Raw genomic sequence first — 13,250 nt, 5'->3', positions numbered from 1 at the left:
CCCGGAACCCCACTCCGTGGATCACGGCATCCTCCCCTCCGGAAAACCCCTGGAAGAGTGGCCAGTGAGTTGATCATTCCCCGCTCGCTTCCAGCGCGGGGAGTTGTGTCTCCACTACAAAGGGGGTTGTCCATGAACAGCGATGTCAAGGATGTGGCGGTCACGGGTCTGGGGGCCACGACGCCGCTCGGCGGGGACGTGGCCTCGACCTGGGCCGCGATGCTGGCCGGGGAGTCGGGGATCGGCCCGATCGAGGAGGAGTGGGCTGCGGAGCTGCCCGTGCGGATCGCCGGGCGGCTCAGGTCCGAGCCCACCGAGGTCCTGGACCGGGTGCAGGCCCGCCGGATGGACCGTTGTGAGCAGATCGCGCTCGTCGCCGCCCGGGAGGCGTGGGCCGACGCGGGCCGGCCCGAGGTCGAGCCGGAGCGGCTGGCCGTAGTGATCGGTACGGGCACGGGCGGCGCGCTGACGCTGCTCGGGCAGGACGACGTCCTGGAGGCGTCCGGGGTGCGGCGGGTCTCCCCCCACACCGTCCCCATGCTGATGGCCAACGGGCCCGCCGCCTGGGTCAGCATCGAGCTGGGCGCCCGGGGCGGGGCCCACACCCCGGTCAGCGCCTGCGCGTCCGGCGCCGAGGCCATCGCCATGGGCCTGGACCTGATCCGGCTCGGCAGGGCCGACGTGGTGGTCGCCGGTGGCACGGAGGCCTGCGTCGCCCCGCTGCCCATCGCCGGTTTCGCCCAGGCCAAGGCCCACTCGACCCGCAATGACGCGCCCGCCCTGGCGTCCCGTCCCTTCGACGCCGACCGTGACGGCTTCGTCATCGGCGAGGGCGCCGCCGTGGTCGTCCTGGAGCGCGCGGAGTTCGCCGCCGCCCGCGCGGCCCGCGCCCACGCGCGGCTCGCCGGGGCCGGGGTCACCTCGGACGCGTTCCACATCACCGCCGCGCACCCCGAGGGCCAGATCCGCGCGATGCGCCTGGCGCTGGCCTCGGCGGGACTCTCCCCGCGGGACATCGAGCACGTCCACGCCCACGCGACCTCCACGCCCATGGGCGACCTGGTCGAGGCGCGGTCGGTCACCGAGGCCATCGGGCTCCACCCGTCCGTCACGGCGACCAAGTCGATGACGGGGCACCTCTTCGGCGCGGCCGGGGCGGTCGGGGCGCTCGCCGCGATCCTCTCGGTCCGCGACGGCGTCGTCCCCGCCACCGCGAACCTCGACACCCTCGACCCCGAGGTGAAGCTCGACGTCGTCGCGGGCGGCCCCCGCCGGGGCGCGCTGTCGGCCGCGCTCACGAACTCCTTCGGCTTCGGCGGCCACAACGCCTCGCTCGTCTTCACCGCGGCGTCCTGATCAACCTGTGACTCCGGAGTCCGTATGCACGCACGACCTTTGATCGTCGTGCAAGCATGAGGCCATGCAGCTGCCCGACATGAATCTGCTCCCCGCCCTCGACGCCCTGCTCAGGGAGGGGAGCGTGACGGGCGCCGCCACCCGGATGAACGTCTCGGCCTCGGCGATGAGCCGCACCCTGGGCCGGCTGCGGCGGGTGCTGGACGATCCGCTGCTGGTCCCGGCCGGGCGCGGCCTGACCCTCACCCCCCGGGCGCGGGAGCTGGGGCCGCGGGTCGAGGCGGCCCTCGCCGGGGCGCTGGCCGCGCTGCGGCCCGCGCCGGAGGTCGACATCGCGACCGTGGAGCGGCGGTTCACCCTGCGCACCAACGACGGGGCGGCCGTCGTCCTCGGCCCGCCGCTCACCGCCCGCGTCGCCCGGGAGGCGCCCGGCGTCCAGCTGCGGATCCTGCCCGAGGGCGACGAGGACCCCGCCGATCTGCGCGACCTCGTCGACCTGGACATCGGGCAGCTGCCCGAACTCCCCCACGACGTGCGCAGCCGTCCGCTGCCGCCGCAGGACCACGTCGCGGTCTGCCGCGCCGACGCGCCGCACGCGGCCGGGCCGCTGACCGTCGAGCGGTTCGCCGCGCTCCCCCACATCACGGTCACCCGGCGGGGCAGCTTCCACAGCGTCGTCGACGACCGGCTCGCCGAGCTCGGGCTGGCCCGCCGGATCCTCGCCACGGTGCCGTCGCCCGTGACGGCCTGCTTCCTGGCGCTGCGCTCCGACGCGCTGGCGCTGGTGGGCGAGTCGGTCGCCGCCCATGTCGCCGAGGTCGTGCCGCTGGTGGTCCGGGAGATCCCGCTGTCCCTGCCCCGGGTCGCCCTGGGCATGGCCTGGCACGTCCGTGTGGACACCGATCCGGCCCACCGGTGGCTGCGGGAGGCCGTGGCCGACGCGGCCCGGGCCCTGAGCGCGGAGGCGGGTGGCACCGGCCATTCCTGAGCGCGCCCTATACCGCCGGTCACCTTAGGCTGGGACTATCCGAGAGGCACTTGTCCATCCCGGCGAAAGGGTCACGTCGATGGAAGCGCACAAGGGCGACCGGCTGGTGGTACACGGCCGGGTGGTCGGCAAGCAGGACCACGTGGTGGAGATCGTAGAGGTCCTGGGGCCCAACGGCAGCCCGCCGTACCGGGTCCGGTCCGAGGACGGGCACGAGACGATCATGTCGCCGGGGCCCGACTCCGTCGTGGACCACCGCAAGGCCGGCGAGCAGTTCTAGGCGAGCAGTTCTAGCGCGGTGGGCGCGCGCGGTGGGGGTAGTGGTCCCTCACCACGCGCGCCATCGCCCCGATGCGGTCGGCCACGACGTTCCGCGCCGAGAAGTAGACGTTGCCGCGCACCTCCGGATGACGGCGGCCGAGGGCGATGTGCCGGGAGAGCTCGGCCGGGTCCTGCCAGGGCGCGGGCTGTGTGGGGTCGCCCGCCCGGTAGAGGGCCTCGCCGATGTAGAGCTGGACGTTCGTGCCGCGGACGGCCTCCGCCCACCAGGGCACCAGCGTGGCGTAGTCGGCGGACGCGAAGCCGATGTGCCAGTAGCACTGCGGGACGATGTAGTCGATCCACTGCCGGCGGACCCAGGCGAAGGTGTCGGCGTGGAGGTCGTCGTAGGTCTGCACCCCGGCCTTGGTGTCGGAGCCCCGGGGGTCCGTGGCGCGGTTGCGCCAGACGGCGAACGGGCTGATCCCGAAGCGCACGTGCGGCTTGCGGCGCTTGACGCGCTCGCCCGTCTCCCGCACCAGCCGGTCGATGTTGTCGCGCCGCCAGGCCGCCCGGTCGGGGAAGCCGGCGCCGTACCGCTCGTAGGCGGCCGTGTCGTCGAAGGCCTGCCCGGCCACGGGGTACGGGTAGAAGTAGTCGTCGAAGTGGACGCCGTCGAGGTCGTAGCGCCAGACGGCGTCGAGCAGGGCGTCCTGGACGAACCGGCGGACCTCGGGCAGCCCGGGGTTGTAGTAGAGCTTCCCGCCGTAGGGCACCACCCAATCGGGGTGGATCCGCGCGGGATGGGTGGGGACGAGCCGTCCGGGGTCGGTGTGGTTGGCAACGCGATAGGGATTGAACCAACCGTGCAGCTCCAGACGGCGCTTGTGGGCCTCGCGCACGGCGAAGGCCAGCGGATCCCAGCCGGGCGACCGGCCCTGAATACCGGTCAGATATTCCGACCACGGCTCGAAGCGGGAGGGCCAGAAGGCGTCGGCCGTCGGCCGGATCTGAAGGATCACGGTGTTCAGCCGCCGGGCCACCGCCGTGTCGAACAGGTCCAGCAGCTCGGCCCGTTGCCGCTCCGGGGGCAGCCCGGGACGCGAGGGCCAGTCGACATTGACGACGGTCGCGATCCACATGCCCCGGAACTCCCGCCCCTGGGTCCGGCCCGTCCGCTCGCCCGCCCCCGCGACCTCCACCGCCCCCGCCTCACCCGTCGTGGTGAGCAGCGCCGCCATGGTGCTCGCGGCGGTCATGGTGAACCCTCTTCGCGTCAAACGCCCCATATGCGGATGCTCCTTCTTCCGGTGCTGTCGCGTGAGTCACACCCTTCACGCAGAGCATGCCCGCCCCGACCCCCTCGCCACCGCCTCGCGCGGAGTAACGTCTTTTCCAGGGCGGCAGCCGGATGACCTTCGGCCCTCCGCCGGTCGACCGAAGATCAGCGAAAGGCACGATGTGGTGACCGACATCGAACGCGTCGGAGTGGTGGGCTGCGGCCAGATGGGCGCGGGCATCGCGGAGGTGTGCGCCAGGGCCGGCCTGGACGTCAAGGTCGCGGAGACCACCGGCGAGGCACTGGAGCTGGGCCGCACCCGGCTGACCAACTCCCTCGGCAAGGCCGCCGAACGCGGCAAGATCACCGAAGCGGAGCGCGACGCCACCCTGGGCCGGCTGAGCTTCACCACCGACCTCGGCGAATTCGCCGACCGCGATCTGGTGATCGAGGCCGTGGTGGAGAAGGAGCAGGTCAAGACCGAGATCTTCCAGGTCCTCGACCAGGTGGTGACCCGTCCGGACGCCATCCTGGCCTCCAACACCTCCTCCATCCCACTGGTGAAGCTGGCCGTCGCCACCTCCCGCCCGGACCGGGTCATCGGCATCCACTTCTTCAACCCGGCCCCGGTGCAGAAGCTCGTCGAGCTCATCCCGGCGCTCACCACGAGCGACGACACCATCCACCGCGCCGAGGCGCTCGTGGGCAAGGTGCTCGGCAAGCACGCCATCCGCGCGCAGGACCGCTCCGGCTTCGTGGTCAACGCCCTCCTCATCCCGTATCTCCTCTCCGCCATCCGGATGTTCGAGTCGGGCATGGCCAGCCGCGAGGACATCGACAACGGCATGGAGCTGGGCTGCGCCCACCCCATGGGCCCCCTCCGGCTCTCCGACCTCATCGGCCTGGACACCGTCGCCTCCGTGGCCGACAGCATGTACGAGGAGTACAAGGAGCCCCTGTACGCCGCTCCCCCGCTGCTCCAGCGGATGGTCGACGCGGGCCGGCTGGGCCGCAAGACGGGCTCCGGCTTCTACACCTACTGACCGTGGCCACCGGCGCCCGCCCCGCCTTCACACGGGGTGTGCGCCGGTGACCCGCGAATACCCTCCGCACACGCTCCCGCCCCGCCTGTCCGCGCGATTGACTCGGATCGTCGCACCGACAGCGTCTTCTCGAAAAGGGGTACGGACCGTGACCATCCATCCCGAGCGCATCGCCATCACTCCGGCGGAGCTCGCGGAGCTCCGCCGCAGCCTGGACGTCGGCGTCGTCCGCATCGACGGCCGTCTCGCCCTGCTCGGCCAGCGGAGCGAGCAGGCGGAACGAGACCTCGCCGAAGTCGCCGAGCGGCTACGGGCCCTGGAGCACGGCCGGTGGCCGCTGCCCTCACTCGCCGCGCTCACGGGGGTCGCTGCGCTGGCCTTGGGGGTTTGGCAGGCCGCGGTTGGGCGGTGACGCGCCAGCACCGGGGCGGAACCGCGGTGTGGCGACCGCGGGCCGTCCTGGGCTGGTCGCGCTCACGCGGCGGAGCCGCATATCGAGAACAGCCCCGCGCCCCTTGCGGGGCGCGGGGGCGCCCTCAGCCGAGCCGGATGTGGTGCAGCAGCAGGAGCGCGGCGGCCATATTGGCGGCCGGCACCTCACCGCGCGCGATCAGATCCGGCACCAGCTTGAGCGGCACCCACTCACGGCGGTCCGACTCGAAGCCGTCCTCGGGGTCGCCGATGTACTCGGCCTCGTCCGCCCAGTAGATGTGGTGGCGGGCGTCGGTGAGCCCGTTGGACGGCTCGACGGACATCAGATGCCTGAGCGGGCCCGGCCGCCAGCCGGTCTCCTCCTCCATCTCCCGGGCCGCGGCGGCGGCGATGTCCTCGCCGTCCTCGACGACCCCGGCCGCCAGCTCCCAGCCCCAGTTGTCGGTGATGAAACGGTGCCGCCACAGCAACAGGACCTCATTGGCCGCGTTGACCACGGTGGCCACGGCGACGGGCCGCAACCGGATGAGGAAGTGGTCCAGATGACGGCCGTCGGGCAGTTCGACGTCCGCGAGATTGACCTGGAACCAGCGGTTCTCGTAGACGGTCAGCTCCCTGAGATTCTTCCAACGCAACGTTCTGCCACCTTCCGCCGAGGTGGCCACCTCCCGGGCGCCGTCCTGGCGACCTCTCTCACAACGGCACGCGCAGCGCCCCGTCGATCATCTCGGCGGCCTCGGCCGTGGCCGCGCACCCACTTTCGATCAGGTGCTCGCGCACCGCACGGAGCCGGTCCCGTAAGCGCTGCGATTCCATGCCTCTCGCCTGCTCGGTCATCTCCCGCGCGGTGGCCACCGCCTTGTCCGCGTCTCCCTGACGCAGCTCGATGTGCGTGAGCATGGCGAGCCGGTGGACACGGCCCCGGTCGTGGGCGGGGGTGTCGACGGCCCGGTCCGCGTGCTCACGGGCGGGCCCGAGGTCACCGAGGCTCAGCAGGGCCTCCGCGACCTGTACGTTCACCAGTCCGGGCTGGACATAGCCGGTCTCGGCGGGCTCCAGACCCCGGTGGATGCGCTCGGCCGCCGCCTCGGCGCGCCGGATGCAGCCCAGCGCCCCCTGGCCGTCGCCGAGCCGGGCGTAGGCCTTGGCCTGCATCGCGTAGAGATCGGCGGCGAGCGCCGGCGTGAGGTCCCGGCCGGCGGCCCGCACCGCGGACTCGGCGAAGGCGACGGCCTGCCGGTACTCCCCCATGAAGAGCGACTGGTTGACGAGGAGGGCGATCACATAGGCGCCCAGACCACGGTCGTTGCTGGCCTTGGCGAGCCGCAGGGCCTGGTGGAAGTAGCGCTGGGCCAGGCCGTGGGCGTCGGAGTCGTAGGCACAGATCCCGGCGACCGCCACCAGCCCCCCGGTGGCCCGGTGCAACTGACGGCCCATGGCGTCCGAGTAGCCGCCGCGCAGCAGGGGCGCGGTCTCGGCGTTGAGGAAGCCCACGACCCGGGCGCGGGTCGCCACGCCGCCCGCCTTGCGGTACATCTGCTCGTAGTGCGCACGGGCCGCGCGGAGCATCTCGATGTCCGCCATCGAGACCCGGGTCAGCCCGCGCCGGGAGACGTCGGCGTCCTCGGGCGGGTTCTCCCACTCCCAGACGGGGATGACGGCGGGGGTACCGGTGACGGCGGGGGCCCGGACGACGTGCTCGCGCTGCTGCTCGTCGGAGCGCCACAGGGCGGTGGCGCGATCGACGAACCCGGACAGCGGGGTGCCGGGCGCCCGGGGGGTGCCGGGGGTGCCCAGGCCGATGTCGTCGAGGGTCAGCCCGCGGTGCAGCCGCTCGCCCAGGACCTCGCAGATCAGGTCCGGGACCTGGCCCCGGGGCCGCTGGCCCTTCAGCCAGCGGGCGACGGCGGTGTGTTCGTAACGCAACGCCAGTCCCCGGGCCCGGCCCGCCGCGTTGATGTGCGCGGCCAGGCTCGCGTGGGAGATTCCCGCCTCGTCGAGGATGGCGTCGAGCAGAGTGTTGGGCTCCATCCCGCCCTCCGGTGCGCTCGGTGGGATCAGCGTAGTGGAGATCCGTTCGCACGGGGTGTGAACGGGCCACGGGCGCCGACGCACGTCAGGGGCCCGCGACGAGCGCCCGCGGAGGCCGGGCGGCGGCCTGCGGACCGGGGCCGCGCTCGTTCCGCAGGGCGAGGAGGGCGAAGTCGTCGGCGACCGGCCCGCCTGTGTGGCGCAGCAGCGCGGCCTGCACCCGGGCGACGAGGGTCAGGAGGGCGGGCGGGGTGTCCCGGGCGGCCTCGGCGAGGGCGCGCGCGAGCGGGAAGAACGCGCCCGCGGCGTCACGGGCGTCCTCGACGCCGTCGGTGTGGAGCACCAGGACGTCGCCGGGGAGCAGCCGGGTGAGCGGGAGGGGCGGCAGCTCGGCGGGCAGGGGGAACACCCCGAGCGGGGGCAGCGGGTCGCCGGGCTCCAGGACGGTGGGCCGGGGGCCGCCGACGCCCACGCCTTCGCCTTCGCCGGGCAGCAGGTGCGGCCAGGGGTGGCCGCAGTTGAGCGCCATGACCTCGCCGTCCGCCCGCACCTCCAGCAGGAGCACGGTCGCGAACTCCTCGGCGTCCCAGCGGTCCCGGGCCGCGCCGCCGGTGCCCCGCTCCCGCCGGTCCCGCAGGTGCCGGTGCAGGGCGCGCTCCAGGCGGCGCAGCACGTCCGGCAGTTCCGCCTCGTCGTGCGCCGCGTCGCGGAAACTGCCGAGGAGGGCGGCGGCGGTGCCGAGGGCGGGCAGCCCGTGGCCGCGTACGTCGCCCATGAGGACGCGCACGCCGTACCGGGTGGCGAGCGCCTCATAGAGGTCGCCGCCGACGAGCGCCCCCTCGCCGGCGGACACATGCCGGCTCGCCAGGGCGATCCCGTCGAGCCGGGGCGGCAGGGGGCGCAGCAGTACGGTCTGCGCGGTGACCGCGACCTCCCTGGCGCGCTCCAGCTCGTCGTTGAGCCGGCGGGTGCGGCCGGAGATCAGATAGCTCGCCGCGACGACGGCGAGGACCGCGCCGCACGTGCCCAGCCTGCCGCTCACCCCGGCGCGCCCGGACGGGACGGGCGGGACGAGCGCGAGCAGCGCGCAGACGCCGCCGAGCAGGACGCACTGGCGGCGCCCGGTACCGGCGCAGGCGATCGCGGGTGTGGCGGCGAGGAGTTCGATGAACTGGGTGCCGAGGGGGCTGAGGAGTTCCCAGAGGACGACCGCGAGGACCCACAGCCCGGGCAGCACGAACACGATTCCCCGCCGGAAGCGAGCCGCTCGTGTACGGATCATGCCGTCGGCCCCCTAGCAGCAAAGACGCGCTGATTCTCGCGATCGCGCAAGCGGATGCGGAGGCTTGGGCCGCGTTTTCCACCCGATCGGGGGATACCGGGGGGCCTCCGGCCCGGTCGCGAGGGCCGGTACGCACCAGGGGCGCCCCGGAGATTTCCGGGGCGCCCCTGGGCGTGCGTACGGCGTACCCGCCGGGGTGTGCTTCGCCGGCTGCGCCGGGCGGCTACGGCGGGCGGGACGGCTACGGCGGGTGCCCCGCCAGGCGGGCCACCACAGCGGGCAGAGCTGCCCTGACCGGGCCCTGTCCACCACGGCGGCCGGACGGCGACGGCGAGCGGGGCGGCCACACGGGCCGGACCCGCCACGGCGGGAAGGGTTGCCACGCGAACCGCGCGGCCACAGCAAGCAAGGCTGCCCAGCCGAGTCAAGCGGCCACGGCAGGCGGAGCGGCGCCACGCCGGCCGGGCCGCCTCGGCGGGCAAGGCCGCCGCGCAAGCCGGGGCCGCCCCAGCGGACAGGGCGGGCAGGACCTGCCACGGCAGGAAGAACGGCCAGGCCGGCCGGACGGCCGCGTCAGCCGGGCCGCAGGGCGGACCAAGGCTGCCAAGGCGGCAGCGCTGTCGCGCCAGCCAGGCAGCCACGCCAGGCCACACGGCCACGGCGAGCACACGCCGCCCCGCCCGCACGGCCGGGCCGCGCAGGCGGGCGGCCGGGCCGTCGCGCGGCGGGCACGTGCCGCCCTCGCCGCCCGCCGGGCCGCACAGCGGCTCGGCGGGCGGCGAAACCCGTGGCGCAGGCCCGCCGCCGGGCGCTACGCGCCGCGCAGCACCGCGCCCGTGCGCTCGACCGCGGCCTGGACGGCCGCGTCGCGGGCCGCGGAGGCCTCGTCGGCGGTCAGGGTGCGGTCGGTGGCGCGGAAGCGCAGTGCGTAGGCCAGGGACTTCTTGCCCTCGCCGAGCTGGGCACCGGTGAAGACGTCGAACAGGCGCAGCGACTCCAGCAGCTTGCCGGCGCCGTCCCGCAGGGCGGCCTCGACGTCGGCCGCCGGGACCGAGGAGTCGACGACGAGCGCGACGTCCTGGGTGGCGACCGGGAAGGTGGAGACGTGCGGGCCCTGGACGGCGCCGTCGCCGGCCCGCTCCAGCAGGTCGAGGTCGATCTCCATGGCGCAGGCGCGCTCCGGCAGGCCGAACGCCTTGATGACGCGCGGGTGGAGCTCACCGGCGTTGCCGACGGGCACCTCCTGGCCGTCGATCAGGACGGCCAGCGCGGCACAGCGGCCCGGGTGGTAGGGCGCCTGCTGGTCCTGACGGATGATCAGCTCGGCACCGGCCTCACGGGCCACGGTGCGGCCCGCCTCGACGGCGTCGGCCCAGCCGGCCGGACGGCCCTGCTGGCCCCACCAGCCGGCCCGCTCGCGGGCACCGGCGAGGACGACGGCGGCACGGCGCGGCTGCCGGGGCAGCGCGGCGTTCAGGCCGGCGATCTCCTCGTCGGTGGGACGGCGGTCGACGGGCAGCCGCGCCGGGACGCCCTCGTCGCCCGTCGGCTCGAAGACCAGGCCGGTCTCGAAGAGCGCCAGGTCGTGCTCGCCGCGGCTGTCGTTGCGGCGCAGGGCGGCGAAGAGCCCCGGCAGCATGGTGGTGCGCAGCGCCGGCTCCGCCTCGGAGAGCGGGTTGGCCAGGCGCACCGTGGTGCGGCGCGGGTCGCCGGCGGCCAGGCCCAGGTGGTCCAGGGCCCAGTCCCCGATGAAGGGGTAGTTGAGCACCTCGACATAGCCGGCCCCGGCCAGCGCACGGCCGACGCGGCGGTGCAGTCGCTGCCGGTGGGTCAGGCCACGGCCGGCGGGCGGCGCGGGCAGCGCCGAGGGCACGTTGGCGTAGCCCTCCAGCCGGATGACCTCCTCGGCGAGGTCGTTGGGGTCGGTGAGGTCGGGCCGCCAGCTGGGGACGGTGACGATCAGCTCGTCCTGCCCGTAGACGTCGCAGCCGACCTCCTGGAGGCGGCGCACGACGGTCTCGCGGCCGTACTCGACGCCCGCGACGCGGTCCGGGTGGTCCGCGCTGATGGAGATGGTGCGCGGCCCGCTGGGGGCGACGACCTCGGTGACGCCGGCCTCGGCGGTGCCGCCGCCGAGCAGCACCAGCAGGTCGACCGTGCGCTGGGCGGCGGCCGAGGCGGCCTGCGGGTCGACGCCGCGCTCGAAGCGCTTGGACGCCTCGGTGGTCAGCTTGTGACGGCGGGCGGCGCGGGCGATGGCGACCGCGTCGAAGTGGGCGGCCTCGATGACGACGTCGGTGGAGCCCTCGCCGGCCGCGAGGTCGGCGATCTCCGTCTCGGCGCCGCCCATCACACCGGCGAGCCCGATGGGGCCGCGGTTGTCGGCGATGACCAGGTCCTCGGCGTCCAGGACGCGCTTGGTGCCGTCGAGGGTGGTGAGCTTCTCGCCGGGCTGGGCGCGGCGCACGCCGATCGTCCCGTCCAGGCGGGCGCGGTCGTAGGCGTGCAGCGGCTGGCCCAGCTCGAGCATCACGTAGTTGGTGATGTCGACGGTCAGCGAGATCGGGCGCATGCCGGCCTTCTGGAGGCGGCGGCGCAGCCAGATCGGCGACTGGGCCTCGGGGTCGATGCCGACGACCGTGCGGGCGGTGAAGCGGCCGCAGCCGGCGGGGTCGGCGACGGCGACCGGGTAGCCGTAGCTGTTGGGCGCGGGCACGTCCAGCAGGGCCGGGTCGCGCAGCGGCAGACCGTAGGCGGTGGCGGCCTCGCGGGCGATGCCGCGCATCGACAGGCAGTAGCCGCGGTCGGGGGTGACGGCGATGTCGAGGACCTCGTCGGCGAGCTGGAGGAGCTCGACGGCGTCGGTGCCGACCTCGTGCTCGTTGGAGAGCACGATGATGCCGTGGGTGCCGTCGTCGCCCATGCCCAGCTCGTCGCCGGAGCAGATCATGCCGCGCGAGACCTTGCCGTAGGTCTTGCGCTCGGCGATGGCGAAGTCGCCGGGGAGCACGGCGCCGGGCAGCGCGACGACGACCTTGTCGCCGACGGTGAAGTTACGGGCGCCGCAGACGATCTCCTGCGGCTCACCGGTGCCGTTGGCCGTGCCGACGTCGACGGTGCAGAAACGGATCGGCTTGCGGAAGCCCTCGAGCTCCTCGATGGTGAGGACCTTGCCGACGACGAGGGGGCCGGTCAGGTCGCCACCGAGCTGCTCGACGCGCTCGACCTCAAGGCCGGCGTCGATCAGCTTGGCCTGCACGTCACGGCCGGTCTCGCCGGCCGGCAGGTCGACGTATTCCCGCAGCCAGGAAAGCGGGGCGCGCATCAGATCTCCATCCCGAACGGCCTGGTGAAGCGCACGTCACCCTCGACCATGTCTCGCATGTCCTCGACGTTGTGGCGGAACATCAGCATTCGCTCGATGCCGAACCCGAAGGCGAAGCCGCTGTACTTCTCCGGGTCGATGCCCGCGGCGATCAGCACCCGGGGGTTGACCATGCCGCAGCCGCCCAGCTCGATCCAGCCCTCGCTGGAGCAGGTGCGGCACGCCTTGTCGGGGTTGCCCACCGACTCGCCGCGGCAGGCGAAGCACACCATGTCCATCTCGGCGGACGGCTCGGTGAACGGGAAGTACGACGGGCGCAGCCGCGTCCGCATGTCCTCGCCGAACAGCACCCGCACCATGTGGTCGAGGGTGCCCTTGAGGTCCGCCATGGTCAGGCCCTCGTCGATGGCGAGGAGCTCGACCTGGTGGAAGACGGGGGTGTGGGTGGCGTCCAGCTCGTCGGTGCGGTAGACGCGGCCCGGGCAGATGACGTAGACCGGCGGCTCGCGGTCGAGCATCGAGCGGATCTGCACCGGGGAGGTGTGGGTGCGCAGCACGACGCCGGAGTCGGCGTCCTTCTTGGCCCCCCGCACGAAGAAGGTGTCCTGCATGGAGCGGGCGGGGTGGTCCGGCGCGAGGTTCAGCGCGTCGAAGTTGAACCACTCGGCCTCGACCTCGGGGCCCTCGGCGACCTCGTAGCCCATGGCCACGAAGACGTCCTCGATGCGCTCGCCGATCGTGGTCAGCGGGTGACGGGCTCCGGCGGGCACCCGGTCGTACGGCAGGGTGACGTCCACCGCCTCCTCGACCAGGACGCGGGCGTCGCGCTCGGCCTCCAGCTCCGTCTGACGGGCGGCGAGGGCCTTGTTCACGGCGCCGCGGGCCATGCCCACGCGCTTGCCGGCCTCGGCCTTGGCCTGCGGCGGCAGGGCGCCGATCTCGCGGTTGGCCAGGGCCAGCGGGGAGCGGTCGCCCATGTGGGCGGCCTTCGCCTCGCGGAGGGCCTCGAGGTCGGCGGCCGCGGCGAGGGCGGCGAGCGCCTCGTCCCGCATCCGCTCGATCTCTTCCGGTTTCAGTGCCTCGACCTCGACAGGGTCGTAGGACTTATTGGGTGCCGACATCTCTTCCCGTGCTTCCGATTGGGGTGGCTTCGCTTCGCTGCGCGACTTCGCCCGACGACGTTGGCCAAAGGTGGTGCCAAAGGTGCCAAAGGTCGAGTCTAAGGGGCGCGTGTGGTCGGATGAGCCCGTGGGCCG

11 protein-coding genes are annotated in these 13,250 nt (G+C 73.9%); 5 read left to right on the top strand and 6 right to left on the bottom strand.

Annotation, left to right across the window (positions count from 1 at the left end; all coding sequences use genetic code 11):
* Positions 1–132: 132 nt before the first annotated feature.
* The 3 genes from AB0E98_RS28535 (at position 133) to AB0E98_RS28525 (ending at position 2,624) form a co-directional block, all read left to right on the top strand.
* Complete coding sequence (locus AB0E98_RS28535) at positions 133–1,356, top strand: beta-ketoacyl-ACP synthase II (protein ID WP_361708049.1); 1,224 nt, start codon at positions 133–135, stop codon at positions 1,354–1,356.
* A gap of 64 nt (positions 1,357–1,420) precedes the next feature.
* Positions 1,421–2,344 (top strand): LysR family transcriptional regulator, encoded by a 924-nt coding sequence (locus tag AB0E98_RS28530; RefSeq protein WP_361708047.1) that lies wholly within the window; start codon positions 1,421–1,423, stop codon positions 2,342–2,344.
* 79 nt (positions 2,345–2,423) lie between these two features.
* The gene (locus tag AB0E98_RS28525; RefSeq protein WP_361708046.1) at positions 2,424–2,624 is read left to right on the top strand and encodes a DUF1918 domain-containing protein; all 201 of its coding nucleotides are present in this window, start codon (positions 2,424–2,426) and stop codon (positions 2,622–2,624) included.
* Positions 2,625–2,634: 10 nt separating this feature from the next.
* Here the strand turns inward: AB0E98_RS28525 and AB0E98_RS28520 are convergent, their stop codons facing one another.
* Positions 2,635–3,861, bottom strand: a complete 1,227-nt coding sequence (locus AB0E98_RS28520) for a family 10 glycosylhydrolase (protein ID WP_361708044.1) — start codon at positions 3,859–3,861, stop codon at positions 2,635–2,637.
* A gap of 205 nt (positions 3,862–4,066) precedes the next feature.
* Here AB0E98_RS28520 and AB0E98_RS28515 point away from each other — a divergent pair, with 205 nt between their 5' ends.
* Both AB0E98_RS28515 and AB0E98_RS28510 read left to right on the top strand, forming a co-directional pair.
* Positions 4,067–4,924 carry a 3-hydroxybutyryl-CoA dehydrogenase gene (locus AB0E98_RS28515; protein WP_311610282.1) on the top strand — a complete coding sequence of 286 codons (858 nt, stop codon included), beginning with the start codon at positions 4,067–4,069 and terminating at the stop codon, positions 4,922–4,924.
* A 148-nt stretch (positions 4,925–5,072) separates the two neighbouring features.
* A complete protein-coding gene (locus AB0E98_RS28510; protein WP_361708042.1) occupies positions 5,073–5,336 on the top strand; it encodes a hypothetical protein in 264 nt (87 codons plus the stop codon).
* A gap of 124 nt (positions 5,337–5,460) precedes the next feature.
* On the opposite strand, the gene AB0E98_RS28505 is transcribed toward AB0E98_RS28510, so the two are convergent.
* The 5 genes from AB0E98_RS28505 to pheS all read right to left on the bottom strand — a co-directional run bounded on the left by AB0E98_RS28505 (position 5,461) and on the right by pheS (position 13,115).
* Complete coding sequence (locus tag AB0E98_RS28505) at positions 5,461–5,991, bottom strand: NUDIX domain-containing protein (RefSeq protein WP_361708040.1); 531 nt, start codon at positions 5,989–5,991, stop codon at positions 5,461–5,463.
* Between the two features lie 58 nt (positions 5,992–6,049).
* Positions 6,050–7,387: a transcriptional regulator gene (locus tag AB0E98_RS28500; protein ID WP_361708039.1), complete on the bottom strand. Its 1,338-nt coding sequence runs from the start codon at positions 7,385–7,387 to the stop codon at positions 6,050–6,052.
* An 85-nt stretch (positions 7,388–7,472) separates the two neighbouring features.
* On the bottom strand, positions 7,473–8,669 hold the full coding sequence (locus AB0E98_RS28495) for a PP2C family protein-serine/threonine phosphatase (protein WP_361708036.1): 1,197 nt from the start codon (positions 8,667–8,669) through the stop codon (positions 7,473–7,475).
* 811 nt (positions 8,670–9,480) lie between these two features.
* A complete protein-coding gene (pheT, locus tag AB0E98_RS28490) occupies positions 9,481–11,994 on the bottom strand; it encodes a phenylalanine--tRNA ligase subunit beta (protein ID WP_361708034.1) in 2,514 nt (837 codons plus the stop codon).
* Positions 11,994–13,115, bottom strand: a complete 1,122-nt coding sequence (pheS, locus tag AB0E98_RS28485; RefSeq protein ID WP_361708033.1) for a phenylalanine--tRNA ligase subunit alpha — start codon at positions 13,113–13,115, stop codon at positions 11,994–11,996. The genes pheT and pheS overlap by 1 nt, the downstream gene beginning before the upstream one ends.
* Positions 13,116–13,250: the final 135 nt, after the last annotated feature.

Source organism: Streptomyces sp. NPDC037389, assembly GCF_040636475.1.
Classification (GTDB): domain Bacteria; phylum Actinomycetota; class Actinomycetes; order Streptomycetales; family Streptomycetaceae; genus Streptomyces; species Streptomyces hesseae.
Note: the sequence above shows the minus strand (reverse complement) of the source record. Positions and strands in the feature narration are given on the sequence as shown.